Source organism: Pseudomonas sp. GL_103, assembly GCF_057835175.1.
This window is the reverse complement of sequence record NZ_CM174420.1, coordinates 1,756,667-1,778,961: the sequence shown is the minus strand read 5'-3', so window position 1 is coordinate 1,778,961 and position 22,295 is coordinate 1,756,667. Positions and strand designations below refer to the sequence as shown.

Annotated in this window: 20 protein-coding genes; 4 read left to right on the top strand and 16 right to left on the bottom strand. The window is 58.5% G+C overall.

Annotated features, from left to right (window positions below; all coding sequences use genetic code 11):
- Position 1: 1 nt before the first annotated feature.
- From AC3IP0_RS08010 to AC3IP0_RS07935, 16 genes are all read right to left on the bottom strand, one after another.
- On the bottom strand, positions 2-1,195 hold the full coding sequence (locus tag AC3IP0_RS08010) for a sensor histidine kinase (protein WP_489327787.1): 1,194 nt from the start codon (positions 1,193-1,195) through the stop codon (positions 2-4).
- A 128-nt stretch (positions 1,196-1,323) separates the two neighbouring features.
- Positions 1,324-2,799, bottom strand: a complete 1,476-nt coding sequence (locus AC3IP0_RS08005) for a sigma-54 dependent transcriptional regulator (protein ID WP_046037712.1) — start codon at positions 2,797-2,799, stop codon at positions 1,324-1,326.
- 173 nt (positions 2,800-2,972) lie between these two features.
- Positions 2,973-3,269 carry a flagellar protein FliT gene (fliT, locus tag AC3IP0_RS08000; RefSeq protein WP_489318846.1) on the bottom strand — a complete coding sequence of 99 codons (297 nt, stop codon included), beginning with the start codon at positions 3,267-3,269 and terminating at the stop codon, positions 2,973-2,975.
- A 24-nt stretch (positions 3,270-3,293) separates the two neighbouring features.
- Positions 3,294-3,683 carry a flagellar export chaperone FliS gene (gene fliS, locus AC3IP0_RS07995; RefSeq protein ID WP_489318845.1) on the bottom strand — a complete coding sequence of 130 codons (390 nt, stop codon included), beginning with the start codon at positions 3,681-3,683 and terminating at the stop codon, positions 3,294-3,296.
- 155 nt (positions 3,684-3,838) lie between these two features.
- Entirely contained in the window at positions 3,839-5,227 is a 1,389-nt protein-coding gene (fliD, locus tag AC3IP0_RS07990; protein ID WP_489327131.1) for a flagellar filament capping protein FliD, read from the bottom strand.
- 81 nt (positions 5,228-5,308) lie between these two features.
- On the bottom strand, positions 5,309-5,659 hold the full coding sequence (locus AC3IP0_RS07985; protein WP_489318844.1) for a flagellar protein FlaG: 351 nt from the start codon (positions 5,657-5,659) through the stop codon (positions 5,309-5,311).
- Between the two features lie 73 nt (positions 5,660-5,732).
- Positions 5,733-7,157 carry a flagellin N-terminal helical domain-containing protein gene (locus AC3IP0_RS07980; protein ID WP_489318843.1) on the bottom strand — a complete coding sequence of 475 codons (1,425 nt, stop codon included), beginning with the start codon at positions 7,155-7,157 and terminating at the stop codon, positions 5,733-5,735.
- A 250-nt stretch (positions 7,158-7,407) separates the two neighbouring features.
- The gene (locus tag AC3IP0_RS07975) at positions 7,408-8,337 is read right to left on the bottom strand and encodes a ketoacyl-ACP synthase III (RefSeq protein ID WP_223502924.1); all 930 of its coding nucleotides are present in this window, start codon (positions 8,335-8,337) and stop codon (positions 7,408-7,410) included.
- A 300-nt stretch (positions 8,338-8,637) separates the two neighbouring features.
- Positions 8,638-10,227 (bottom strand): flagellar hook-associated protein 3, encoded by a 1,590-nt coding sequence (locus AC3IP0_RS07970; protein ID WP_489318842.1) that lies wholly within the window; start codon positions 10,225-10,227, stop codon positions 8,638-8,640.
- 13 nt (positions 10,228-10,240) lie between these two features.
- Positions 10,241-12,253, bottom strand: coding sequence for a flagellar hook-associated protein FlgK (gene flgK / locus AC3IP0_RS07965; protein WP_489327129.1), 2,013 nt, complete (start codon positions 12,251-12,253; stop codon positions 10,241-10,243).
- Positions 12,254-12,276: 23 nt separating this feature from the next.
- Complete coding sequence (gene flgJ / locus AC3IP0_RS07960; protein ID WP_489327128.1) at positions 12,277-13,566, bottom strand: flagellar assembly peptidoglycan hydrolase FlgJ; 1,290 nt, start codon at positions 13,564-13,566, stop codon at positions 12,277-12,279.
- Between the two features lie 11 nt (positions 13,567-13,577).
- Entirely contained in the window at positions 13,578-14,666 is a 1,089-nt protein-coding gene (locus AC3IP0_RS07955; RefSeq protein WP_057715914.1) for a flagellar basal body P-ring protein FlgI, read from the bottom strand.
- 27 nt (positions 14,667-14,693) lie between these two features.
- Positions 14,694-15,389 carry a flagellar basal body L-ring protein FlgH gene (gene flgH, locus AC3IP0_RS07950; RefSeq protein ID WP_489318839.1) on the bottom strand — a complete coding sequence of 232 codons (696 nt, stop codon included), beginning with the start codon at positions 15,387-15,389 and terminating at the stop codon, positions 14,694-14,696.
- Positions 15,390-15,441: 52 nt separating this feature from the next.
- Positions 15,442-16,227, bottom strand: coding sequence for a flagellar basal-body rod protein FlgG (gene flgG, locus AC3IP0_RS07945; protein ID WP_095945460.1), 786 nt, complete (start codon positions 16,225-16,227; stop codon positions 15,442-15,444).
- 45 nt (positions 16,228-16,272) lie between these two features.
- Positions 16,273-17,013, bottom strand: a complete 741-nt coding sequence (locus AC3IP0_RS07940; RefSeq protein WP_489318838.1) for a flagellar basal body rod protein FlgF — start codon at positions 17,011-17,013, stop codon at positions 16,273-16,275.
- 320 nt (positions 17,014-17,333) lie between these two features.
- Positions 17,334-18,893, bottom strand: a complete 1,560-nt coding sequence (locus AC3IP0_RS07935; protein ID WP_057398327.1) for a sigma-54-dependent transcriptional regulator — start codon at positions 18,891-18,893, stop codon at positions 17,334-17,336.
- A 278-nt stretch (positions 18,894-19,171) separates the two neighbouring features.
- Here AC3IP0_RS07935 and phhA point away from each other — a divergent pair, with 278 nt between their 5' ends.
- The 4 genes from phhA to AC3IP0_RS07915 all read left to right on the top strand — a co-directional run bounded on the left by phhA (position 19,172) and on the right by AC3IP0_RS07915 (position 22,281).
- On the top strand, positions 19,172-19,963 hold the full coding sequence (phhA, locus tag AC3IP0_RS07930) for a phenylalanine 4-monooxygenase (RefSeq protein WP_223547430.1): 792 nt from the start codon (positions 19,172-19,174) through the stop codon (positions 19,961-19,963).
- Between the two features lie 104 nt (positions 19,964-20,067).
- Complete coding sequence (locus tag AC3IP0_RS07925; protein ID WP_046037728.1) at positions 20,068-20,424, top strand: 4a-hydroxytetrahydrobiopterin dehydratase; 357 nt, start codon at positions 20,068-20,070, stop codon at positions 20,422-20,424.
- Positions 20,424-21,617, top strand: coding sequence for an amino acid aminotransferase (locus AC3IP0_RS07920; RefSeq protein WP_489327126.1), 1,194 nt, complete (start codon positions 20,424-20,426; stop codon positions 21,615-21,617). The genes AC3IP0_RS07925 and AC3IP0_RS07920 overlap by 1 nt, the downstream gene beginning before the upstream one ends.
- 478 nt (positions 21,618-22,095) lie before the next feature.
- The gene (locus AC3IP0_RS07915) at positions 22,096-22,281 is read left to right on the top strand and encodes a hypothetical protein (RefSeq protein WP_150724427.1); all 186 of its coding nucleotides are present in this window, start codon (positions 22,096-22,098) and stop codon (positions 22,279-22,281) included.
- Positions 22,282-22,295 lie beyond the last annotated feature (14 nt).

Below are 22,295 nucleotides of genomic sequence, written 5' to 3'. Positions count from 1 at the left end.
GTCACTCCGCTCCTTGAGCGCTGCTGAACAACGGCAGGATGACCTGCGCGCAGGTGCCGCGACCGAGCCGCGAGCGCAACTGCAATTGTCCCTGATGAGCACGCGCCACTGCCTTGACCACAGTCAGGCCAAGACCTGTGCCGGTAGTCTTGGTGGTAAAAAAGGGCTCGCCCAATCGCGCCAGAACGGCGGCATCGATACCGGAGCCACTGTCGCTGACACACAGGCGCAGGTTGTTGCCGCGGGTGTAGAGGTGAATCTTCAGGCGCAATTGGCCGGCACTGGCCTGAATGGCGTTCTCGATCAGATTGAGGATCGCGCCGACCAGGGTGTCGCGATTGCACAGCAACTCCCCCGAATGGCTATCGCACTGCCAGCGGATCGGCAGATCCTGTACGTGGGTCAGCGCCGCCGCTTGCAACGATTGCATCAATTGGCCTGGCGTCACGCGGTCGGTCAGCGGCAACTCGCCCCGGGCGAAGACCAGCATGTCGCGCACCTGGTGCTCCAGTTCGTGCAGGCGCTCCTTAAGACGCCCGGCAAAGCGCTGCTGGGTAGCGACCGGCAGCTCTTGCTCGGTCAAATGACTGGCATACAGCAGCGCGGCGGACAACGGTGTACGTATCTGATGAGCCAACGAAGCAACCATGCGCCCCAGCGACGACAGCCGCTCATGGCGGGCCAGTTGATCCTGCAGGTGGCGGGTTTCAGTCAGGTCGTTGAGCAACACCAACTGGCCAGGCTCGGCGTCCAGCGAGCGCGTGGCGATCGACAGGCGCCGACCATCCTTGAGGGAGACTTCATGGCCATCGTCTTCGCGCGGCGCAAAACAGCGGGCAATGACGTGGCGCCACAATTCACCTTCCAGCGGCAACCCCAGCAACTCGCACGCCGCCGGATTGGCTTCGCGCACGATGCCCTGGGCGTCGATGACGATGACACCGCCAGGTAAAAGATCGAGGAGGTTTTGCAGACGGTTGGCCAGGCGTTCCTTTTCAGCCAGCTCCTGCATGCGCTGGGCGCTGACCACCGCCAATTCACCCTTGAGCTCGGTGACCCGGGCTTCAAGCATGCTGTAGGAATCGGTCAACTGACTGGACATCTGATTGAACAGCGCAAATGCCTGCTCAAGGCCAAGCCGGCTCGCCTGCTCTACGGACGACGGTTGCCGCAAAGCATCAGGGACAGGAGACATCTGGGCGGCTTGGGGCATTGTGCTCTCTCGCTTGGCTGACCGTCAGTGAAACGGAACGTTGCGAGGGATGTAGCAATACCCGTGCCTAAAAAAAACTTCTTATAAATGAATAGGTTGAAAAACAGGCGTCAATCATCCGCCTGCTCGTCTCCATCACGACGGCTCATGCCGTACTTGCGCATCTTTTCCACCAGCGTGGTACGACGGATGCGCAGGCGCTCAGCGGCGCGGGCCACAATGCCGTTGGCATCATCCAGCGCCTGCTGGATCAGCCCCTGCTCCAGACCACCGAGGTAGTCCTTCAGGTCCAGACCTTCCGGAGGCAACATGGCATTGGCGGTAAAGTCCTGGGTATGGCCGTTGATGGCCACACGCTCTTCCAGATCACTGCGCAGGCTGTCGACCATTTGCTCGTCTTCATCGTCGACGTAGCGGAATTTCTTCGGCAACTCGACCACGCCGATCACGCCGTATGGATGCATGATCGCCATGCGCTCCACCAGGTTGGCCAGTTCGCGGACGTTGCCCGGCCAGCCGTGCCGGCACAGCGACATGATCGCCGCCGAGTTGAAACGGATCGAACCACGCTTCTCGTGCTCCATGCGCGAGATCAGCTCGTTCATCAGCAGCGGAATATCTTCGACGCGCTCACGCAGCGGCGCCATCTCGATCGGGAACACATTCAGGCGGTAGTACAGGTCTTCGCGGAAGGTGCCGATCTCGATCATGCTTTCGAGATTCTTGTGGGTCGCCGCAATGATGCGCACGTCGACGCTCTGGGTCTTGTTGCTGCCCACACGCTCGAAGGTGCGCTCCTGCAACACGCGCAGCAACTTGACCTGCATCGGCAGCGGCATGTCGCCGATTTCATCGAGGAACAGGGTGCCGCCGTTGGCCAGTTCGAATCGACCGGCGCGGCTGGTGATCGCGCCGGTGAAGGCGCCCTTCTCATGGCCGAACAATTCGCTTTCCAGCAACTCGGCCGGAATCGCCCCGCAGTTGACCGGCACGAACGGCGCTTCGCGGCGCTTGGAATGGTAATGCAGGTTGCGCGCAACCACTTCCTTGCCGGTACCGGACTCACCGAGGATCAGCACGCTGGCATCGGTATCGGCGACCTGCTGCATCATCTGGCGGACGTGTTGAATCGCCCGGCTGGTGCCGACAAGGCTGCGAAAAAGATTTGGTTCGCGATGACGACCGCGCTCGCGGGCCTGGTCGTACATCTCGCGATAGACCTGGGCACGGTGCAGCGAATCGAGCAATTTGCTGTAGCTGGGCGGCATTTCGAGGGTCGAAAGCACCCGCCGACGCTGGTCTTCCGGCAGGTCAATGGAAGAATTATCGCCCATTAACAAAACCGGAAGGAACTCATCCCATGTCGAGAGTGTCTTAAGCAAGCCCAGTAGTGCACCAGGAGCATTGACCGTCCCGATGAGGACACAGATCACTTCACGACTTGACGACAAAGAGCCGACAGCCTGCTGCCAGTCATGGCTACCGCAGGGTAAATTTTCTTCGCCAAGAAAATTTAAAATCACCGCCAGGTCGCGGCGGCGAACGCTATCGTCATCGATCAGCAGAATTTTGGTTTCACGCCACATGCAATAGCAACTTCCCTAGTCAACTCGATGCCCAAAATGCTGGGGCAAGCTAAACGCTTGCAGGCACAAATATGCCTGAAGACGACTGAAATCTGGAACAGCCACTAGTTAAGTCAAAAAACCGTGCACAGTCAAATTTATGGCGCACTATATCTGGATTAACTTGGGGTTAATTAACCAAACAGATGGTAAACCTTTGCCGCGCTCTTCGCTTGGTTGATCTGCGACATCTCATCAACTATCGCCTGACGCTCGCCCATCGTTGCCGTCAACAAATCTTTGTAGACCGCCAATAATCCCTCCAGATTGCTGCGCACCGCGTCCTCATCGATCGGCGCTTCGCTCAACACCTCATCGACACACTCACGACAAGCCGCATCCAGTTCGCCAATGGCCTCCCAGTTTTTCTCCGCCAGGGCATCGACCAGGGCTTCACGGGTTTCTTCAATCCTCTGCAGTGCTTGACTCATGACGTCATCCTCAGACCCGCAGGCCTATTGATTGGCAATTGCATCCCAACCGCTTTTCAGGGTTTCGAGCAAACCGGAAACTTCGTCGATGATCCCCGTATTGTTATTGAGGTTGGCCTCAGTCAGACGCGACGTCATGTAGGCGTACAAGCTGTCCAACTGCTCTATCGATGCAGGATCCTCTGTCTTTTCCGGATTCAGCCCGTCACGCAGGCCAATGACGATGTCAACGGCCTTACCCAACATCAACCCCTTGAGTGCGATATCACCACGCTCCAGTGCCCCCTTGGCTTGAGCCATGCGATCCAGGCCGCCCTCCATCAGCATTTGCACAAGGCGATGAGGATTGGCTTCAGAAATCTGGGCATGGGAATTGACCTTCTGATATTGGCGAAGGGCTCTCATGGGGTTCATGTTTCTACCTCGTGACAGACAACAGCTTGAAATTGGGAAGGCTCTGGTCTTTATGTCGACCGGGCGACGGAGAACTTTAACCCAGAGTCGTCACCAAAGAAAAAACCCAGGCACTGTCATTACAGCTTGCCCGGGCTTTTTTTGACCGATACGGATCAATCGTCTTTCTGATTGTTCAGCGCATTGAGCGTGGTCATGATGCTGTCACTTTGGGCACGAAGCCTGGCCACCAGACCGTCCATGGCCGTGTACTTGGCAGTCAGGCTGGCCTGCAATGCCGCGATTCGCTCATCAAGAGAATCCTGCTGTTTTTGCAGATCCGTCAGACTCTCACTCAACGACTTGGTACGTTCCGCCAGAATCCCTGTGCTCGCCTTCGCATAGCTATCAGTAGCAGTTGCCATCCGAGCCAGCAAACCGCTGCTCCCGGTGAAAATACTGCGGAGGTCCGCCGCATTGGTGGCCACAGCCTTGTCCCATTTCTTGTCGTCGATAGTCAACAAACCAGTGTCGGCAGAAGTGCTGATGCCAAACTGAGCCAACGACTTCATTGTCCCGGTACCCGATAGCGCGTTCAGCTCGCCGCGAATCGAGCTCACCAGGCTTCGCATCGTCGCATCGCCCGTCAGCGTCGCAGCAATAGAAGTACCGTCGGCCGCTTTAGTCACCTTGGTTTCAGCGTTGATCGCCTTCATCAAAGCGTTGTAGGTATCGACGAAACCTTTGACGCCGGACTTGAGCGCCGGCGTACTGGTTGTCACTGAAATGGTGGTTGGTGTGGGCGCACTGGCACCAGCAGCGGTCGGCGAAATAGACAACAACTTGATGTTAATGCCGCTGATTGCGTCAGCAATCGAGTTGCTCTTGGAGATCATTTCAGCGCCGCCATCGATGCGGTACTTCGCATCCTTCGGCGCCTCAATCACAGTTGACCCCGTATTCAGGCCCGAATTACCCGACAGCGTGAGATCCGAGCCCACTCCCATCGTTGTCGAGGTCAAAACCAGGCGCGAACCCGTTGAGTCCGTCAGAATGTTCGCGCTCAACCCGGACGTGCCAAACTGCGAGTTGATTGACTCACGCACTTGCTGCAGCGTTGCCCCGGCGGGAATGCTGAGATCGTAATTTTTGCCGGACTGCGAAATTGTCAGCGTGGTCGGTGACGTACCGCTATTGACCACAGTCGAGGCGCCACCCGCAAAAACCCGGGTGGACAACTTCGATGCCGATGCCAACTGGGTGACCAACAATGAGTAGGTGCCATTGGAAGCGCCATTACCCGTCGTGATGGTCGCGACCTTTTCATCCGAAGACGTGCTGGTCAGCCCGCTGAAGCTGTTATCCGTACCCATCGAGGTCAGAGCCCCGCGAAATGCATCAAGCGCCGCTTGAATCTTGCCGATCGATGACAGCGAGGTGGTTGCTTTCGCACTCTGAGTATTGATCTGTGCTTGCTTCGGCGCTTTTTCGGCGTTGACCAAAGACGTCACGATCGCTTGGGTATCGATGTTCGACCCAATACCGCTTACCGTTGTACCCGCCATCATCTATCTCCTTGTTCAGTGGCCGCTGCTTTCTTGACAAAGTGCGTCTCGAACGCAGACAGCAACAAAAATCATGCCAGCTCAGACCTTATCGTCAAACAACAAGCTGCTGGCATCCGACAAACTTTGCGCCAGTTTCAGTGCGGTTTCCGAAGGGATCTGGCGAATCACGTCACCTGTTTCGGTGGCAATGACCTTGACCACGACCCGACCGGTGGAATCATCAATGGTAAAATCCAGTTTGCGCTGGGCAGCCTGGACGAATTCCTGAATATCGGTCACAGCTTTTTCCAGATCGTCGCGCTTGGGCTCGGAGCCCGATGACTCAACGACTTCAGCCTTGGGCTGTTCCTGTTGGGCTATGACAATCGGCGTCGCACTCTGAGGAGCAACAGCCGGATAAGACAGGTTCAACTTGACGCTCATGTCCATGCTAAATCTCCTCAACGCGAAAAAACGAAAGGGCACGTATACGCGCCCTTCCGTCAGCTAACGAGCGCCGCTATTACTGAAGCAGCTTCAGTACAGCAGATGGCAGCTGGTTGGCTTGCGACAGGATAGCGGTCGAAGCCGACTGCAGAGTCTGTTGCTTGGTCAGTTCAGCAGTTTCAGCAGCGAAGTCCACGTCTTGCACGGTGGAGCGAGCAGCGGTGGAGTTCTTCTGGATGTTCTGCAGGTTGTCAGCAGTGGTGGTCAGACGGTTTTGGGTTGCGCCCAGACCCGAACGCACGCCGTCGATGGTGCCGATGGCCTTGTCGATCACAGCCAGCGCGTTTTGGGCTTTGGTAGCATCGGTCACGTCTGTCTGAGCGATGGTTTTCTTGGTCGACGAAACAGTCGCACCAGTGAACACATCCGAGACGCCGTTAGCGGTGTCGCTCAGCGAGTAGCCTTTGGCGGAGTCGAGGGAAACTTGACCGGTAACAACAGTCGCTGCACCAACCAGTGCAGTCGGGGTAGCGAATGCGCCGCTGCCATCTTTTGCACCAACTTTGATGTTTGCAATCGCGTTAGCGTCAGCGCCCGAGAAAGTCAGGTTTTCGCCCGAATCGGATTTTACCGAAAGGCTTTTGTTCACTTCGTCATAGTTAACGCTGATACCGAGCTTGGCTGCGTTGGACTTCAGTTGGTCTGCCAGGCCTGCCAGATCGGTGACACCGACGAAGTCAACAGTACCGCTGCTGCCCACTGCCAGCTTGAAGTTCGCCGGTGTAGCGGCGCTCACTTCCAGCTTGACTTCAGTGCTAGCAGTAGCAGTCAGACCACCAATTGCACCGTTCAGACCAGTGGCAATGTCCTTCGCCGAAGCAGCAGCACCATATGCAACAGTCTTGGTTTGGCCGTTACCAGTAACGGTGATGTTGCCGCCAGCCAAGCCAGCAGCGCTCGGTGCGATTGCCTTACTTTTGATCTGCTGCGAACCGATGTTGCTGGCTGCTACGTTTTCCAGACTCAGGTTGATGGTTTCGTTGGCGTTGGCGCCGACCTGGATAGCCTTGGTGCCGTACGAACCGTCCAGCAGCTTCTGGCCACCGAAAGTGGTGGTTTGGGAGATACGGGTCAGTTCAGCAGTCAGAGCCTGGTATTCGTCGTTGTTCGACTTACGGTCGTCAGCGCTCAGGGAGCCGGTAGCCGAAGACAGGGCCAGGGTACGCATTTTTTGCAGGATGTCGGTCGAGGCCTGCATCGCGCCTTCAGCTGTTTGCGCGATGGAGATACCATCGTTCACGTTCTTGACCGCTTGACCCAGGCCGTTGATCTGGCTGGTCAGGCGGTTAGCGATTTGCAGGCCAGCAGCGTCGTCTTTGGCGCTGTTGATACGCAGGCCGGAAGACAGGCGCTGCATGGAAGTAGCCAGGGCGCCGCCGGCTTTGTTCAGGTTACCCTGGGTGCTGATGGAGGCAATGTTGGTGTTTACGGTTAAAGCCATGACGAAATCCTCGTTGGATGGATACTGCGGCTTCCGGCCCTGGCAACCGCCTGGTGTGGCCTAGAGAACCTACGTAATAGTTATCGTCGTGAAGAGGCTTTGCTTGAGCGGTTTTTTCGAATTTTTTAGTGGCAGCTTGCCAGCCCTTTATTTTCAAGGCTTTAGAGCCAGAAAGTCGGCGTCAGAAAAACGCAAAACGCCCGGAAGTTTAAATTTCCGGGCGTTGTTTTTGTAGCGTCGATTCAGTCAATCAACCGCGATAGAGAATCGCCGAACCCCACGAGAGGCCCACGCCAAAGCCGCTGATGGCAACTCGGGTCCACTTGGAGTCGAAGACGTGATTCTGCAACAGCAGCGGAATACTCGAGGAGACCGTGTTGCCGGTTTCGAGCATGTCCTTGACGAATTTCTCCGGCTCACCTTCTTCGAAACGGCGCGCCACGGCATCGACAATGGCCGCACTGCCCTGGTGAATGCAGAAGGCATCGATGTCGCTCGCCTGCAAATTGGACTCATCCAACAACTCATGCAAATGCGCAGGAACTTTCAACAAGGCAAAGTTGAACACCTGGCGACCATTCATGAAGAACACACCGTCGCTGACCTTAAGGTGCGGCGCGCCGGAACCGTCGGTACCGAACTTCGACTTGCCCAGTTGCCAGACAGCGTTCTCGCCCATCCAGGTCGCGGTTGCGGCATCGCCAAACAGCATGGTGGTGTTACGGTCTTCCGGATCGACAATCTTGGAATATGGATCGGCAGTAATCAGCAGGCCGTTTTTCAGCCCTGCCGCTTCCATGAAACCTTTGATCGCATAGATGCCATAGACGTAGCCGGAACAGCCCAAGGAAATATCGAACGCGGCGACATGGGTCGGCAAGCCCAGCTTGTCCTGAACGATCGCGGCGGTGTGCGGCAAGCCTTCTTCATCGCCGTTCTGGGTGACGACGATCAAGCAATCGATGGATTCACGCTTGAGCTCGGGGCTAGCGGTGAACAGCGCATTGGCTGCTTCGACACACAGATCGGAAGTTTCTTGATCGGCATCCATGCGCGGCAAAAACGCAGAACCGATTTTGCCGAGAATAAAGGTTTCGTCCTTGTCGAACTTTGCACCCTGGGCGTAATTATCAATCCCGGCTGCCGGCACGTAACTCGCTATATTTTTTATGCCAATCATTATGGCTTCCCAATAATAAACAGCTGAACATCGCCGCTCGCTGAATCGAGGGCGTCTACAGTCGGGGCCCGCCCCACAGAGGAGGCATTGTCGGGGCTCAAACAGCCCGCCACCGTCACCGCCCGCAGACAGGATACAGTGAAGATGCGCGTTTTGACCGACGGGTCACTCAGAGATCGCTGCTTTATTTGATTTTGTGGTCCGGATCGCGCGCCATCCTGCTCTGCATACACCTGAAAAAAATGCAAAAAAAAGCCAGCCTCCTGTAGCAAGGGCTGGCTGCAGGCGGTCAAGACCGAATTAAAGCTTGTTGAACAGACTCAACTGGGAAACCTTTGCGAATGCCAGTTGCGCGGCTTGCAACATGGTTTGCTGCAGGGTCAGGCGGGTCAGTACTTCCGCAGGGTCAGTATCTTTGATTGAAGATTGCGTGGAAGTATTGATCAGGCCCGTGCTCTGGATCTGATCACGCTGCATATCCATTACGTTACCCCGGGCACCGATTGCGCCACGCGCAAGGTCGACCTGGTTTTTGGCATTGCTCAGGTTGGCAATGGACGACGCGAGCACACTGCCCAGATTGCGCTGAGCAGCCGGATTGCCTGAAGTAGGTATTTCAAGCACCTGACGCAGCTGACTTACGGTATCGAGTACATTCCGGGTCTGGTGTGTATTGACCGTGATATTGAACTGATCACCTGTAGCGGGGGTCGCTGGAGGTGTGCCCCCGGCGAGGGTAAAGCTGACACCGGCCGCTGTCGCCACGCCAGCTACCACTGACCCGGAGGTTACCGGTGTGCTGCTGCTGGTCAAGGGGCGGAAATACAACTCAAACGTCCCAGGCCCCGTGAATTTAAGGACCGCTCCGCCTTCAGGGAAAAAGCTCTTGTAATCGGCAGCGTTGGTCACAGAGGTTTGACCAACCTCTACCGTCGAACTGTTACCCGGAGCACGTGTGCTGGCGAAACTGTCTGGCTTTGCCGTCAACTGGAAACTGTGACCCGCGATGACCGCGTCCGCATTCGCTGGGTTATCACTTGCCTGGAACGTGATATCCAGTGCAAAGGACACCCCGCGGAAATTGATGTCGGAACCATCCTTGTTATTCGGATCGAACTTACCACCACCACTTGCCTCGGCAGTCACGTCGTTGCCTGAGGCATCAGTGATCACAAACTGTGTGCTGCTGGTGAAGGACAGTGTGTATGGCTGTCCATTGCGGAAGCTCGCATCAAACGTCGGGCCGGAACTCACCAGACCTTGAGTCAATGCCACGCGCCCGTCATCAACGGCCGGCGTGGTCATGGTTGTCGAACTGCGGGCGGCATTGATCGCCTGCTGAAAAACATCCCAACCGGTGTCGTTGAGCCCCAGCGACATCGAGTCGCCGATTTTCAGTTCCAGTTGGGTCTGGTCACCTTGATAACTGTAGGTACCGTCACTGTTGCGCAAAAATGGCTGTGTGTTACTGCTGGCGCCGGAAAAGATGTATCTGCCGTTAGCATCTTTGCTGTTCATCAGATTCAGCAACTGCTCTTCGGCCTGCCCGACTTCCTCTCCAATGGATTTGCGATCCTCGTCATTTAACGATGCACCGCCGGCACGCACCGCCAACTCGCTGACTTTTTGCAGCACAGTGTTGATACTGTCCAGCACGCTTTCTTCCTGCGCCTGAGCGGTGTTCAGCGCGTTGATATTGGAGGTGTACTGACCCAACATGGCCTTTTGCTGTTCGAGTTGCAGCAAGCGTGCCGCACCGACCGGATCATCCGCCGCAGTCTCAAGCTTGATGCCACTGCTGACCTGCTCGGCAGTCTTCATCACGTTGCTGAGGTTGCGCTGATAGTTGATAGCCGTGGTCGCGTAATACTGTGCAGTAGAAATTCGCATGTTCTACGGCTCCTTAAAGGGCATTGATCAGGGTGCTGAAAATTTCCTGCGCAGTCTTGATGATCTGCGAAGAGGCCGTGTAGTACTGCTGGAACTTGGTCAGGTTGCCAGCCTCTTCATCGAGATCGACACCGGACAGCGAGTCGCGGGCGTTTCGGGCGCCAGTCAAGATGGTATCGGTAGCCGTTGCGTCCAGTTGCCCCTGCTTGGTCAGCGAGCCGACCGTCGATACGAGACCTCCATACGCATCGGTAAAACTCACACCCGGACTGGTCGCAGTTGCACCGACTGTCGCCTTGGTTTGCAGACCGAGCAAGGCCTGGGCGTTGCGGTTGTCGGTGCTGTCGGCCGCAGTCATGGAAATGTTGAAGCTGTCCCCCGAAGCAGGGCTGCCGCTGACAGTCATTCCCACATTGAAGGTTTTGGCGTTGCCACCGGCATCGGTGTAGGGCACTGCGATACTCAGGTCGTTGTTCTGACCTGGCACGATGTTGCCGGTGCCGATGCTGTTGCCCTTGGAATCGAACACTTCATAAGCGGTGGCACTGGTCATCAGCATGCGCACGGGCATCGATGCCTTGACCGCCGTCTGCACTTCCAGGCGCTGGACCGGATCGTAGATATCCAGAGTGGTGGTCAGGTTCGGCTGGCTGACAGCACCGGTGCCGTCATTCCCCGAGGCCTTGGTGGAGGTCAGCGGTGCGGAGGTAGCCAGGGTTTTGGTATCGGTCATGACCGTGGTCATGTCCGCAGCACCACTGCGGGTCGGGGTAATCTTGAAGGAGTCCCCGACGGCGACCGAACCACTGTTCAAGCTCAGGCTGAATCCATCGATGACCGGATCGGCCGCAGGAGGCGTGGCGAAGGCGAAGTTGCCCATGTCGGTGTTATCCGACAGTCGACGCACGTTGTAGCCCGAAGCAGTGACCGTCACCTGATAATCGCTGGCTTGCAGCTTGCTGGTGTCTTTGATGGTGACATTCAGATTGCCGGACGCCGGATTGTTGTTGGCATTGGCAATACTGCGCTGGCTGATGGCCGCCACACTGTTGATGTTGTTGAACAGTGCCGCACCGAAGTTACCGCTCTGATCCAGGCCCTGCCCCAGTTGCTTGTTGACCTGATCGGCCACAACCATGGCAATACGCCCCAGGTTGTTAACCGCGGGCGTCAGGACTTCAGTGCGATAGCGCAACAATCCACCCATCTGGCCGCCGCTCATCACACCGGTGATATCGATCGACGAACTGCCTCGATCCATGATGATCGAGGAACGAGTCGGGTCGGTCGGGTCTGCCGCCACGCGCAATTTATTGACTGTGTCGCCGATAACCAACGGCTGACCGCTACCCAGGTAGATATCCAGTCGGCCGTCGGTTTCGGTGACCTGCGTGCCGACCAGTTCGTTGAGCTGACGGATGGTTTCGTTACGCTGATCCAGCAATTCATTGGGCGTTCCACCCGCACCACTGACTTCACCAATTTTTTTGTTGTAGGCCGCAACGGTCGACGCCAGTTTGTTGACCTGATCGGCCATCGAGCCCAACTGATCATTGATGTATGAACCCTGCTGCTTCAACTGCTGGGACATCGCATTGAAACGGCTGCTCAAGCCCTGGGCATTGGTCAACAAAGCCTGGCGCGAAGCGTTGTCGTTGGAGTTGCCGGACAACGTTTGCAGTGACGAGAAAAATGACTGCAGTGTCTTGGTAATACCGGTACCGCTGTCGGACAGCAACTTGTCCACTTGCGTCGCCTGCCCAAGATAAGCCTGCGCATCGCCATTGAGCGAAGTGGTGGTCTGCAATTGTGCATCAAGGTAGCTGTTATAGACCCGACGCACATCAGCCAGAGTAGTGCCAGTGCCGATGAACACATTGCCATTCTGTATAGAGCTTTTGGTGCCCTGGACAGTTTGCTGGCGCGAGTACCCGACGGTATCGACGTTGGAAATGTTGTTACCCGTAGTCACCAACGAAGCGTGACTGGCGGACAAACCCGACATCCCGATATTGAGCAAACTCATGGTTCAAACCTTATACCTTGTGCCTATAAAGGCGTGGTGGAAACGCCCGCCGCAGCGTAGTTCTGGTAACTCGTCATCTGCCTGGCTATCTGCGAAATCTTGCTCGCGTAGTTTGGATCGGTTGCGTAACCGGCTCTCTGCAACTCGCGTACAAACTGTTCTGGGTTATCGGCCGACTTCACGACATCTTGATAGCGATTGTTGGTCTGCAACAAAGTCACAAGGTCGTGGAAACTGTCCTTGTAGGAGTCGTAGGAACGGAACTCGGCCGTCTCCTTGACCATCTGCCCGTTCCTGAATTCGCTGGTGATCGCCCGCGCCGAATTGCCCTGCCAACTATTGCCGGCCTTGATGCCGAACAGGTTGTGACTGCTGCTGCCGTCCTGAGCACGCATGACCGACTTGCCCCAACCGGTTTCCAGGGCTGCCTGGGCTACCAGGTAACGTGGATCGACACCGATCCGGGCGGCGGCCTCCCTGGCCATCGGCAACATGGTGTTGACGAACTGGTCGGCGGAGCTGAAGGCTTTCTTCGCCGGCGCCAGAGGAATCTGCGCCATGGCGCGCCCGTAGATCTGCATGCCGCCAGTGGAGGATTGTTGCGCGGTCGCCAACCAGTCGCCGTTGTACAACGGTCCGGTGCCGGTGCTTGTCACGCGCTCAGGCAGCGGTGTCTTGTTGATCGTCGTGGTGGCAGCGGTCGTCGCCGAAGGCACCAGTCCGGCCAACAACCGATCAGCCAGTTTCGGCGGCAATGCCAGGCGTCGCTGATTGATCAGCGCCATGTCATTGCGATGGGCACCCTCGCCCGCCTCTTGTGGCGTATGGACCGATCGAGAAGCCCACAACGGACGCTGGCCGTTGACCCGCGACAGTGGGCCATTGATCGCCACCGTGCCTGCCGCCACCGGCGTTTGCACGGCGGCCCTGGCAGCCTCTTGCTTGGCCAGCGATGCAGCGGCCGCCTCGCCCGGCGCCAGCGGTTTGTTCTTCGACATCTGGCGCATCAGCACGTCAGCCAGGCCGATACCTCCGCCCTCGCGGGACATGGAAACCGCCAGTTGCTGGTCGTACATTTCCTGGTACTGCTTGGCCGCCGGCGTGTTCATCGGATTGTCCTGCCCCAGCGCATCGGTTGCCGAGCGCATGGACTTGAGCATCTCACCGATGAACAGCGATTCGAACTCCTGCGCCACCTTGCGCATGTTGCCGTCGCTGTTCTTGTCGCCGACCTTGAGCTGATTCAGACGATTGAGGTCCGAATAGGAGCCCGAATCGCTGCTGCTGACCAGACCGCTCTTGCGCATATCCACGATGGCCGTCCTCAGATCACGATCAGGTCGGCTTGCAGGGCGCCGGCCTGCTTCAGCGCTTCGAGGATCGCCATCAAGTCACCCGGTGCCGCGCCGACCTGGTTCACCGCCCGCACGATCTCATCGAGAGTGGTGCCTGGGCCGAACTTGAACATCGGCTTGGCTTCCTGCTGGGCGTTGACCTTCGAACGCGGCACCACCGCCGTCGTGCCATTGGACAGAGGGCCGGGCTGACTGACGATCGGGTCTTCGGTAATGGTCACAGTCAGGCTGCCGTGGGTCACGGCAGCCGGGGAAACCTTGACGTTCTGGCCGATCACGATGGTGCCGGTACGGGAGTTGATGATGACTTTCGCCACCGCCTGACCCGGATCGACTTCGAGGTTTTCCAGGATCGACAGGTAGTCGACGCGCTGGCTTGGATCGAGCGGCGCGGTCACGCGAATCGACCCGCCGTCGATGGCCTGGGCCACGCCAGGGCCGAGCATGTTGTTGATCTTGTCGACGATGCGCTTGGCGGTGGTGAAGTCGGAACGGTTGAGGTTCAGCGTCAAGCTGTTGCCCTGGTTGAAACCGCTCGGCACCGCACGCTCCACCGATGCACCGCCAGGGATGCGACCGGCCGACGGAACGTTGACGGTAATCTTCGAGCCATCTCGCCCTTCCGCATCGAAACCGCCGACCACCAGGTTGCCTTGGGCCACAGCATAGACGTTGCCATCGATACCCTTGAGTGGCGTCAGCAGCAAGGTGCCGCCGCGCAAACTCTTGGAGTTACCAATGGACGAAACGGTGATGTCGACCTGCTGACCCGGCTTGGCGAACGCCGGCAAATCGGCACTGATCGACACCGCCGCGACGTTCTTCAACTGCACGTTGCCCGAGCCCGGCGGCACCTTGATGCCGAACTGCGAGAGCATGTTGTTGAAGGTCTGCAGGGTGAACGGGGTCTGCGTCGTCTGGTCGCCGGTGCCGTTAAGCCCGACCACCAGGCCGTAGCCGATCAATTGGTTGGAACGCACGCCGGAAATGCTGGCGATGTCCTTCAGGCGCTCGGCTTGAACGTTGAACGCTGCGGACATCAGGAACGCAGCCATCATGAGACTTCTGAAATTCAACGTAGCCACCTAGAAAGGGAACAGCGGGCTGAGGAAGAAACGGTCGAACCAGCCTGGCTGACTCGCATCGGCGAACGAACCGGTGCCCGAGTAGGTGATGCGCGCATCGGCGACACGGGTCGACGACACGGTGTTGTCGGTAGAGATGTCATCGGCGCGAACCAGGCCGGCGATCCGCACCAGCTCATCGCCGGTGTTGAGGGTCATCCACTTCTCGCCGCGTACCGCGATGATGCCGTTGGGCAACACATCGGCGACGGTCACGGTGATCGAACCGGTCAGGGTGTTGCCCTGAGCCGCCTTGCTGTCACCCTTGGTCGCGCGGTCACCTTCGTAGCTGGCACTCAGGCTCAGGTCGCCATCGCCGAACGGGTTGTTGGTGGTGGCGCTACTGCCGAACAGCGAAGTCAGGCCGATGTTGGCCTTGCTGTTCTTGCCAATTTGCGAGTTGGCGTTTTTGCTGGCCTGGGTCCTTTCGTTCAGGGTGATGGTGATGATGTCACCGACCCGGAACGCCTTGCGGTCGCCGTAGAGGTTCTGTTCGAAACCGGCCTGATAGATCGAGCCGTTGTTCGCGGCCGCCGGCAATGGCGTACGCGGCAACACCGGAGCGTAGTAAGGGTCATTGGGCTTGGGCGTCGCAGGCACGCAGCCTGCGAGCGCGGTAATCCCACTCAGTGCCAGAACAGATACATAGCGATTCATGACCCTACCTCACGGTGTTGCAGGCGGCCCGATGGCCGCCACATAGACTTGATTACAGATTCTGCGTTACGAACGAGAGCATCTGGTCGGCGGTGGAGATCACCTTGGAGTTCATCTCGTAGGCGCGCTGGGTGGTGATCATGTTGACCATCTCCTCAACGGTGCTGACGTTGGACGTTTCCAGGGTGTTCTGCAGCGTGGTGCCGAAACCGGCCAGGCCCGGGGTGCCGACTTGCGGCGCGCCGCTGGCGGCGGTTTCCAGGAACAGGTTGTTGCCCACTGCCTGCAGGCCGGCGGGGTTGATGAAGTCGGCGGTTTGCAGGTTGCCGATCACCTGGGCAGCCGGGTTGCCGGCAACGGTGATGGACACGGTGCCGTCGCGGCCGACCGTGAAGGTCTGCGCTTCGTTCGGAATGACAATCGCCGGCTCCAGGGCAAAGCCGCTGGCGTTCACGATCTGGCCGTTGGAGTCCAGGTGGAACGTACCGTCACGGGTGTAGGACGTGGTGCCGTCCGGTTGCAGGATCTGGAAGAAACCGCGACCGTCGATGGCCATGTCCAGTGGCTGCTCGGTGGTTTGCAGGCTGCCGGCGGTGAAGTTTTTCTGGGTGCCGACGATGCGCACACCGGTACCCAGTTGCAGACCCGACGGCAGTTCGCTGTCCTGGGTCGACTGGGCGCCTGGCTGGCGCTTGATCTGGTAGAGCAGGTCCTGGAACTCGGCGCGGTCACGCTTGAAACCCGTGGTCGACACGTTGGCCAGGTTGTTGGAAATGGTGGTCAGGTTGGTGTCCTGGGCGGACAGACCTGTCTTGGCAACCCATAGAGCCGGAAGCATTCGATTCTCCTCGTGCGCCTGTTTTACGGCGCGACGTTCTGGTAATTAGCTGATCTGCAAGACCCGAGCCATGGCCTGGTCATCGTCTTTGGCGGTGTTCATCATCTTGATGTGCAGCTCGAACTGCTTGGACAAGGCCAGCACCGAGGTCATCTCTTCCACGGCATTGACGTTGCTCGACTCGAGGAACCCGGACACCAGCTTGACGTTGGCATCGGCCTGCGCCGGCTGACCGTCCTTGGTGTGGATCGAACCATCCAGGCCCTTGGTCATGTTCTTGAGGTCCGGGTTGACCAGCTTGATGCGGTCGACTTCAGCCATCACCCGGGGACCTTCGCCCATCGCGCGGATGCTGATGGTGCCGTCCTCGCCGACTTCGATCTGCTGCTCCGGCGGCACGGCAATCGGCCCGCCATTGCCCATGACCGGCATGCCGTTGCCGGCACGCAACACACCCAGGGCGTCAACGTTCAGGCTGCCGGTGCGCACGTAGCTTTCTCCGCCATCGGGCGTCTGTACGGCAATCCAGCCGCCGCCTTGCACGGCAACGTCGAGGTCGCGGCCGGTTTCCACCAGTGAGCCAGGGGAGAAATCCGTGGCCGGGCGTTCGGACATGGCAAACGCACGCGCCGGAAAGCTGTCACCGAACACCGGTATCGAACGGGCCTGCTCCAGGTCTTTCTGGAAGCCGTTGGTGGAGATGTTCGCGAGGTTGTTGGCATGAGCCTTTTGCGCCAGTGCATTCTGGCTGGCGCCGGTCATTGCCACATAAAGGTACTTGTCCACACTCTTTCCTCTGCCTGCCGGACGTTTGCCGTCCATTGCTGTACTGCTGAGCCATAAGCAATTTGCAGACCAACTTGTTTTCGCCGGCGCGGAGCCCGGCAAACAGGGGACTTTGGGGATTCAGAGGGGATTTGTGATTTGTGTCAGAGACGAAAAACCGGCGGTGTCATGCCGGTGGGTGGCAAGTCTTGACCTTGGGCCATGGCCACAACCGCCATCGCGAGCAGGCTCGCTCCCACAGGAATCTTCAGTGAGGCACCGATCCAGTGTGGGAGCGAGCTTGCTCGCGATGAGGCCAGCACAAACGCAGCAGGCCTCAGCTATGACTCAGTCTTTCCCACCTCATACTCGCGCAACTTGTTGGCAATGGTGGTGTGCGAAACCCCGAGCCGCTTGCCCAGTTGCCGACTGCTCGGATGCTCGGAATACAGCCGTTCCAGCACCGCCTTCTCGAAACGCCCGACGATCTCGTCCAGCCCCCCCTCCAGCGAAAAATCGCCAAGGGGCTGACGCACACCATAATCCGGCAGGCGAATGTGCTCGGCCTTGACCGTGCCGCCGTCGCACAGGGAAACCGCCTGGAACAGCACGTTCTCCAGTTGCCGCACGTTGCCCGGCCAATGGTAGTGACTGAGCCGCTCCATGGCCGCCGGGGCGAGCTTGGGCAACGAGCAACCAATCTGCCGGCTGGCCTGGTCGAGGAAGTGCTCCACCAGCGGCGTCAAACCGTCGAGGCATTCGCGCAACGGCGGGATGTGCAGCGACAACACATTCAAGCGGTGATAGAGGTCCTGGCGGAACTCGCCGCGAGCGCACAATTCGGACAGATCGACCTGGGTCGCGCAGATCACTCGCACGTCGAGGTAAACCTCTTCGTCACTGCCTACACGGCGGAAGCAACCGTCCTGCAGGAAGCGCAGCAACTTCACCTGCAAGCGCGGGCTCATTTCCCCGACGCCATCGAGAAACAGCGTACCGCCCGCCGTCAGCTCCAGCAGCCCGAGCTTGCCTTCGGCCCGCGCTCCTTCAAAGGCACCTGGGCCGTAACCGAACAATTCCGTCTCCGCCATGGACTCCGGCAGACCGGCGCAATTGAGCGCCATCAATGGCGACTGCCCTCGAGGACTGGCCAAGTGGCAGGCCCGCGCCAGCAACTCTTTGCCGGTACCGGTTTCCCCTTCGATCAACAGCGGCGCATCCAGCGGCGCCATGCGCCGCGCTTCGCGCACCACAGCGGCCATGACTTTCGAGCTTTGGAAGATGCTGTCGAAGCCACGCAATTCCTGCTTGCGCACGTTGTAGATGCGCTCGCCCACCCGGTCGGCGCGATGCAACGTCAGCACCGCACCGGCCATGGCCTCGCTGTCGTCGTGCTCCGATTGCAGCGGCGCGATGTCGGCCAGGAACACATCACCCTTGACCTTGACCCGCAGCCCGTTGATCCGCGACTTGTTGGCGCGCACCAGTTCCGGCAAATCGAAATCCTCGGCGTAGCGTGACAGGGGAATCCCTGGCACCTCGTCGACCCGCACCCCGAGCAACTGCGCCGCCGCCCGGTTGGCCGCGACGATGGAACCGCCCATGTCGATCGACAGCACCGGAAACTCCAGCGCACCGAGCAGTGCATTGAGCTCCATGTGCCGACGCTCGCTGGGCATCAGCCCTACACGCTTGACGCCAAAGACCCCGGCAATCGCTTCGAATTTCGGACGCAAGGCCTGGAACTGAATATTGATCAGGTTCGGGCAATGCAGGTAGATGGCATTGCCATGCTCACCCCCCACCTCACCGCGGGCCACGTTGATCCCGTACTCCACCAACAGATTGAGAATGTCGCGCAGGATGCCGATGCGGTTCTGGCAGTGGACTTTGATACGCATATAAAGACCCAAAAAAACGGTGAGTAAGGTGCGCAGGGATAATTTCTGCTGAGGCGCTCAGATAGTCGTCAAGATTATGTGACAGGTGGAGGACTTTTCCCACCCGCCAATCTCAACATTTGCGCACCGACGCCCAATACGTAACGAAAACTTTACGAATATCGAGGAATTTTCCTACCCGTGACGCCGGGCACCTGCTGCAACAGTGCAATCCTTGGGGTATTTCTAGGTCCATAGCAGTACATAACAAGAACGAAATCCCCTAGCAGGAGAGCAGCATGAAGCAGACGCAATACGTGGCTCGCGAGCCCGATGCGCAAGGTTTTATCGACTACCCCGCCGAAGAACACGCGGTGTGGAACACGCTGATCACTCGTCAACTGAAGGTGATCGAAGGGCGTGCGTGCCAGGAGTACCTGGACGGTATCGAAAAACTCGGTCTGCCCCACGACCGCATTCCGCAACTGGGCGAGATCAACAAGGTCCTCGGTGAAACCACCGGCTGGCAGGTTGCCCGGGTTCCCGCACTGATTCCCTTCCAGACCTTTTTCGAATTGCTGGCCAGCAAGCAGTTTCCGGTGGCGACCTTCATTCGTACCCGCGAAGAACTGGACTACCTGCAAGAGCCGGACATTTTCCACGAGATCTTCGGTCACTGCCCGCTGCTGACCAACCCGTGGTTCGCCGAGTTCACCCACACCTACGGCAAACTTGGCCTCAAGGCGACCAAGGAAGAACGCGTGTACCTGGCGCGCCTGTACTGGATGACCATCGAGTTCGGCCTGGTCGACACCCCGCAAGGCCAACGCATCTACGGCGGCGGCATCCTGTCCTCACCGAAAGAGACCGTGTATTGCCTGTCGGACGAGCCTGAGCATCAGGCGTTCGATCCGCTGGAATGCATGCGCACGCCCTACCGCATCGACATCTTGCAGCCACTGTACTTCGCGCTGCCAAATCTCAAGCGTCTGTTCGACCTCGCTCACGAAGACATCATGGGCATGGTCAAGCAAGCGATGCAGATGGGTCTGCACGCACCGAAATTTCCGCCAAAACCAAAAGCCGCGTGATCCGCCGCTTTTAGAATCAAGTGAGCCTGTCAGAAACCATCGCTTTGGATTAGCGTGGTAGCACTGAGGGCCGATTTCCCAACATTCGATTTCAGGAACACATCATGACCGCATTAACTCAAGCCCATTGCGAAGCCTGCCGCGCCGACGCCCCACAAGTCAGCGACGAAGAACTGCCGATCCTGATCAAGCAGATCCCGGACTGGAACATCGAAGTACGTGACAGCATCATGCAGCTGGAAAAGGTCTTCCTGTTCAAGAACTTCAAGCACGCCCTGGCGTTCACCAACGCCGTCGGTGAAATCTCCGAGGCCGAAGGCCACCATCCGGGCCTGCTGACCGAGTGGGGCAAAGTGACCGTGACCTGGTGGAGCCACTCGATCAAGGGCCTGCACCGCAACGACTTCATCATGGCCGCGCGCACTGACGAAGTGGCGAAGGATGCCGAGGGGCGCAAGTAATGCATTTCGACGCCATCGGTCGAGTGCCTGGCGACCCGATCCTGGGCCTGATGGAGGCCTACGCGCAGGACCCGAATCCGCGCAAGTTCGATCTGGGCGTGGGTGTCTACAAGGACGCCCAGGGCCTGACGCCGATTCTCCAGTCGGTGAAGCTTGCCGAGCAACGTCTGGTGGATCGCCAGTCCACCAAGACCTACATCGGTGGTCACGGCGAACCGGCGTTCGGCAAGGCGATCAATGAGCTGGTGCTGGGCGCCGACTCGAAGCTGATCAGCGCACAACGCGCCGGCGCCACCCAGACGCCGGGCGGCACCGGGGCCTTGCGCCTGAGCGCGGACTTCATCGCCCAGTGCCTGCCGGGGCGCGGCGTGTGGTTGAGCAACCCGACCTGGCCGATCCACGAAACGATTTTTGCGACAGCCAAGGTCAAGGTCAGCCACTACCCGTACGTGGGCAGTGACAACCGTCTCGATGTCGACGGCATGCTGGCGGCGCTCAATGAAGCGCCCAAGGGTGACGTGGTGTTGCTGCACGCCTGCTGCCACAACCCGACCGGTTTCGACCTGTCCCAGGATGACTGGCAGAGGGTGCTGGAGGTAGTACGCAAGCGCGAACTTCTGCCACTGATCGACTTCGCGTATCAAGGATTCGGCGATGGCCTGGAACAGGATGCCTGGTCGACCCGGCTGTTCGCCGCCGAGTTGCCGGAACTGCTGATCACCAGTTCCTGCTCGAAGAACTTCGGCCTGTACCGCGACCGCACCGGCGCGCTGATTGTCTGCGCGAAAACCGCCGACAAGCTCACCGACATCCGCAGCCAGCTGGCCAACATCGCCCGCAACCTGTGGTCGACGCCGCCGGATCACGGTGCGGCCGTGGTCGCGACCATCCTCGGCGACCCGGAGCTGAAAAACCTCTGGGCTGACGAAGTGGAAGCCATGCGCCTGCGTATCGCCCAACTGCGCAGCGGTCTGGTGGAAGCGCTGGCGCCTCACGGTTTGCGCGAGCGCTTTGCACACATTGGCGTGCAACGCGGGATGTTCTCCTACACCGGCCTGTCGCCTGAACAAGTGAAAAACCTGCGGGATCATCACAGCGTGTACATGGTCAGCTCGGGCCGGGCCAACGTAGCGGGGATTGATGCCACGCGCCTGGATCTGCTGGCCGAGGCGATTGCCAAGGTTTGCGAGTAACCTCCCAAACTCTGCAAATCCCCTGTGGGAGCGAGCTTGCTCGCGATAGCGGTCTATCAGTCAACATCACCGTTGAATGACACTCCGCTATCGCGAGCAGGCTTGCTCCCACATTTGTTTTGTGTCGCTCCTCCAGTCATGTCTAGACAATCCCATCCGTCGAAACAAATGGATATAAAAGTCCGTTTGTCATTTTCAGTGCTGTATCCTGCCCAGGCTTTTTTAAAGCGCGGATCTACCAGATCTATCAACAGACTTAGCGAGGAGCGCAACCATGCACGAGATTCCTAATCTCCCCTTCCCAAGCCTGCACGTACCTGAGCAGACGACCACGCAGCAAGCCGGAGCCCAACAGCCCGAGCCGAAAGAAGTCACTGACAGCCGCCAGGCTGACAGAGAAGACTGAAACACCCGCCGTACAGACCGTGTGGAAAGCGCTAACATGCGCTTTCCACACTGCCTGAAAGAGCCTTTACCCATGACCGATGAATTCAGCGAAGCGCAGGCCAGCGTCCTGATCGGCACCGCCGAGAAAATGATCGGGATCTGGAATCGCCTCTCCCCCGAGAAACAAGCCGCCTTGCTCGCCCGCTTCGGCACCCAGGAAAATGCGCTGGCCGCCCTGGTCACCACGCAACTGGTCGCTCCCGCCAAACCTGAATGACGCCGCCCGGCAAA

Excerpts from the sequence above, each read along its gene's own strand:
- AC3IP0_RS08010 (WP_489327787.1), bottom strand. The coding sequence starts at position 1,195 with ATGTCTCCTGTCCCTGATGCTTTGCGGCAACCGTCGTCCGTAGAGCAG.
- AC3IP0_RS08005 (WP_046037712.1), bottom strand. The coding sequence starts at position 2,799 with ATGTGGCGTGAAACCAAAATTCTGCTGATCGATGACGATAGCGTTCGC.
- fliT (WP_489318846.1), bottom strand. The coding sequence starts at position 3,269 with ATGAGTCAAGCACTGCAGAGGATTGAAGAAACCCGTGAAGCCCTGGTC.
- fliS (WP_489318845.1), bottom strand. The coding sequence starts at position 3,683 with ATGAACCCCATGAGAGCCCTTCGCCAATATCAGAAGGTCAATTCCCAT.
- fliD (WP_489327131.1), bottom strand. The coding sequence starts at position 5,227 with ATGGCGGGTACAACGGTAAGCGGTATTGGGTCGAACATCGATACCCAA.
- AC3IP0_RS07985 (WP_489318844.1), bottom strand. The coding sequence starts at position 5,659 with ATGGACATGAGCGTCAAGTTGAACCTGTCTTATCCGGCTGTTGCTCCT.
- AC3IP0_RS07980 (WP_489318843.1), bottom strand. The coding sequence starts at position 7,157 with ATGGCTTTAACCGTAAACACCAACATTGCCTCCATCAGCACCCAGGGT.
- AC3IP0_RS07975 (WP_223502924.1), bottom strand. The coding sequence starts at position 8,337 with ATGATTGGCATAAAAAATATAGCGAGTTACGTGCCGGCAGCCGGGATT.
- AC3IP0_RS07970 (WP_489318842.1), bottom strand. The coding sequence starts at position 10,227 with ATGCGAATTTCTACTGCACAGTATTACGCGACCACGGCTATCAACTAT.
- flgK (WP_489327129.1), bottom strand. The coding sequence starts at position 12,253 with ATGAGTTTGCTCAATATCGGGATGTCGGGTTTGTCCGCCAGTCACGCT.
- AC3IP0_RS07955 (WP_057715914.1), bottom strand. The coding sequence starts at position 14,666 with ATGATGGCTGCGTTCCTGATGTCCGCAGCGTTCAACGTTCAAGCCGAG.
- flgH (WP_489318839.1), bottom strand. The coding sequence starts at position 15,389 with ATGAATCGCTATGTATCTGTTCTGGCACTGAGTGGGATTACCGCGCTC.
- flgG (WP_095945460.1), bottom strand. The coding sequence starts at position 16,227 with ATGCTTCCGGCTCTATGGGTTGCCAAGACAGGTCTGTCCGCCCAGGAC.
- AC3IP0_RS07935 (WP_057398327.1), bottom strand. The coding sequence starts at position 18,893 with ATGCGTATCAAAGTCCACTGCCAGAACCGCATCGGCATCCTGCGCGAC.
- phhA (WP_223547430.1), top strand. The coding sequence starts at position 19,172 with ATGAAGCAGACGCAATACGTGGCTCGCGAGCCCGATGCGCAAGGTTTT.
- AC3IP0_RS07925 (WP_046037728.1), top strand. The coding sequence starts at position 20,068 with ATGACCGCATTAACTCAAGCCCATTGCGAAGCCTGCCGCGCCGACGCC.
- AC3IP0_RS07920 (WP_489327126.1), top strand. The coding sequence starts at position 20,424 with ATGCATTTCGACGCCATCGGTCGAGTGCCTGGCGACCCGATCCTGGGC.
- AC3IP0_RS07915 (WP_150724427.1), top strand. The coding sequence starts at position 22,096 with ATGACCGATGAATTCAGCGAAGCGCAGGCCAGCGTCCTGATCGGCACC.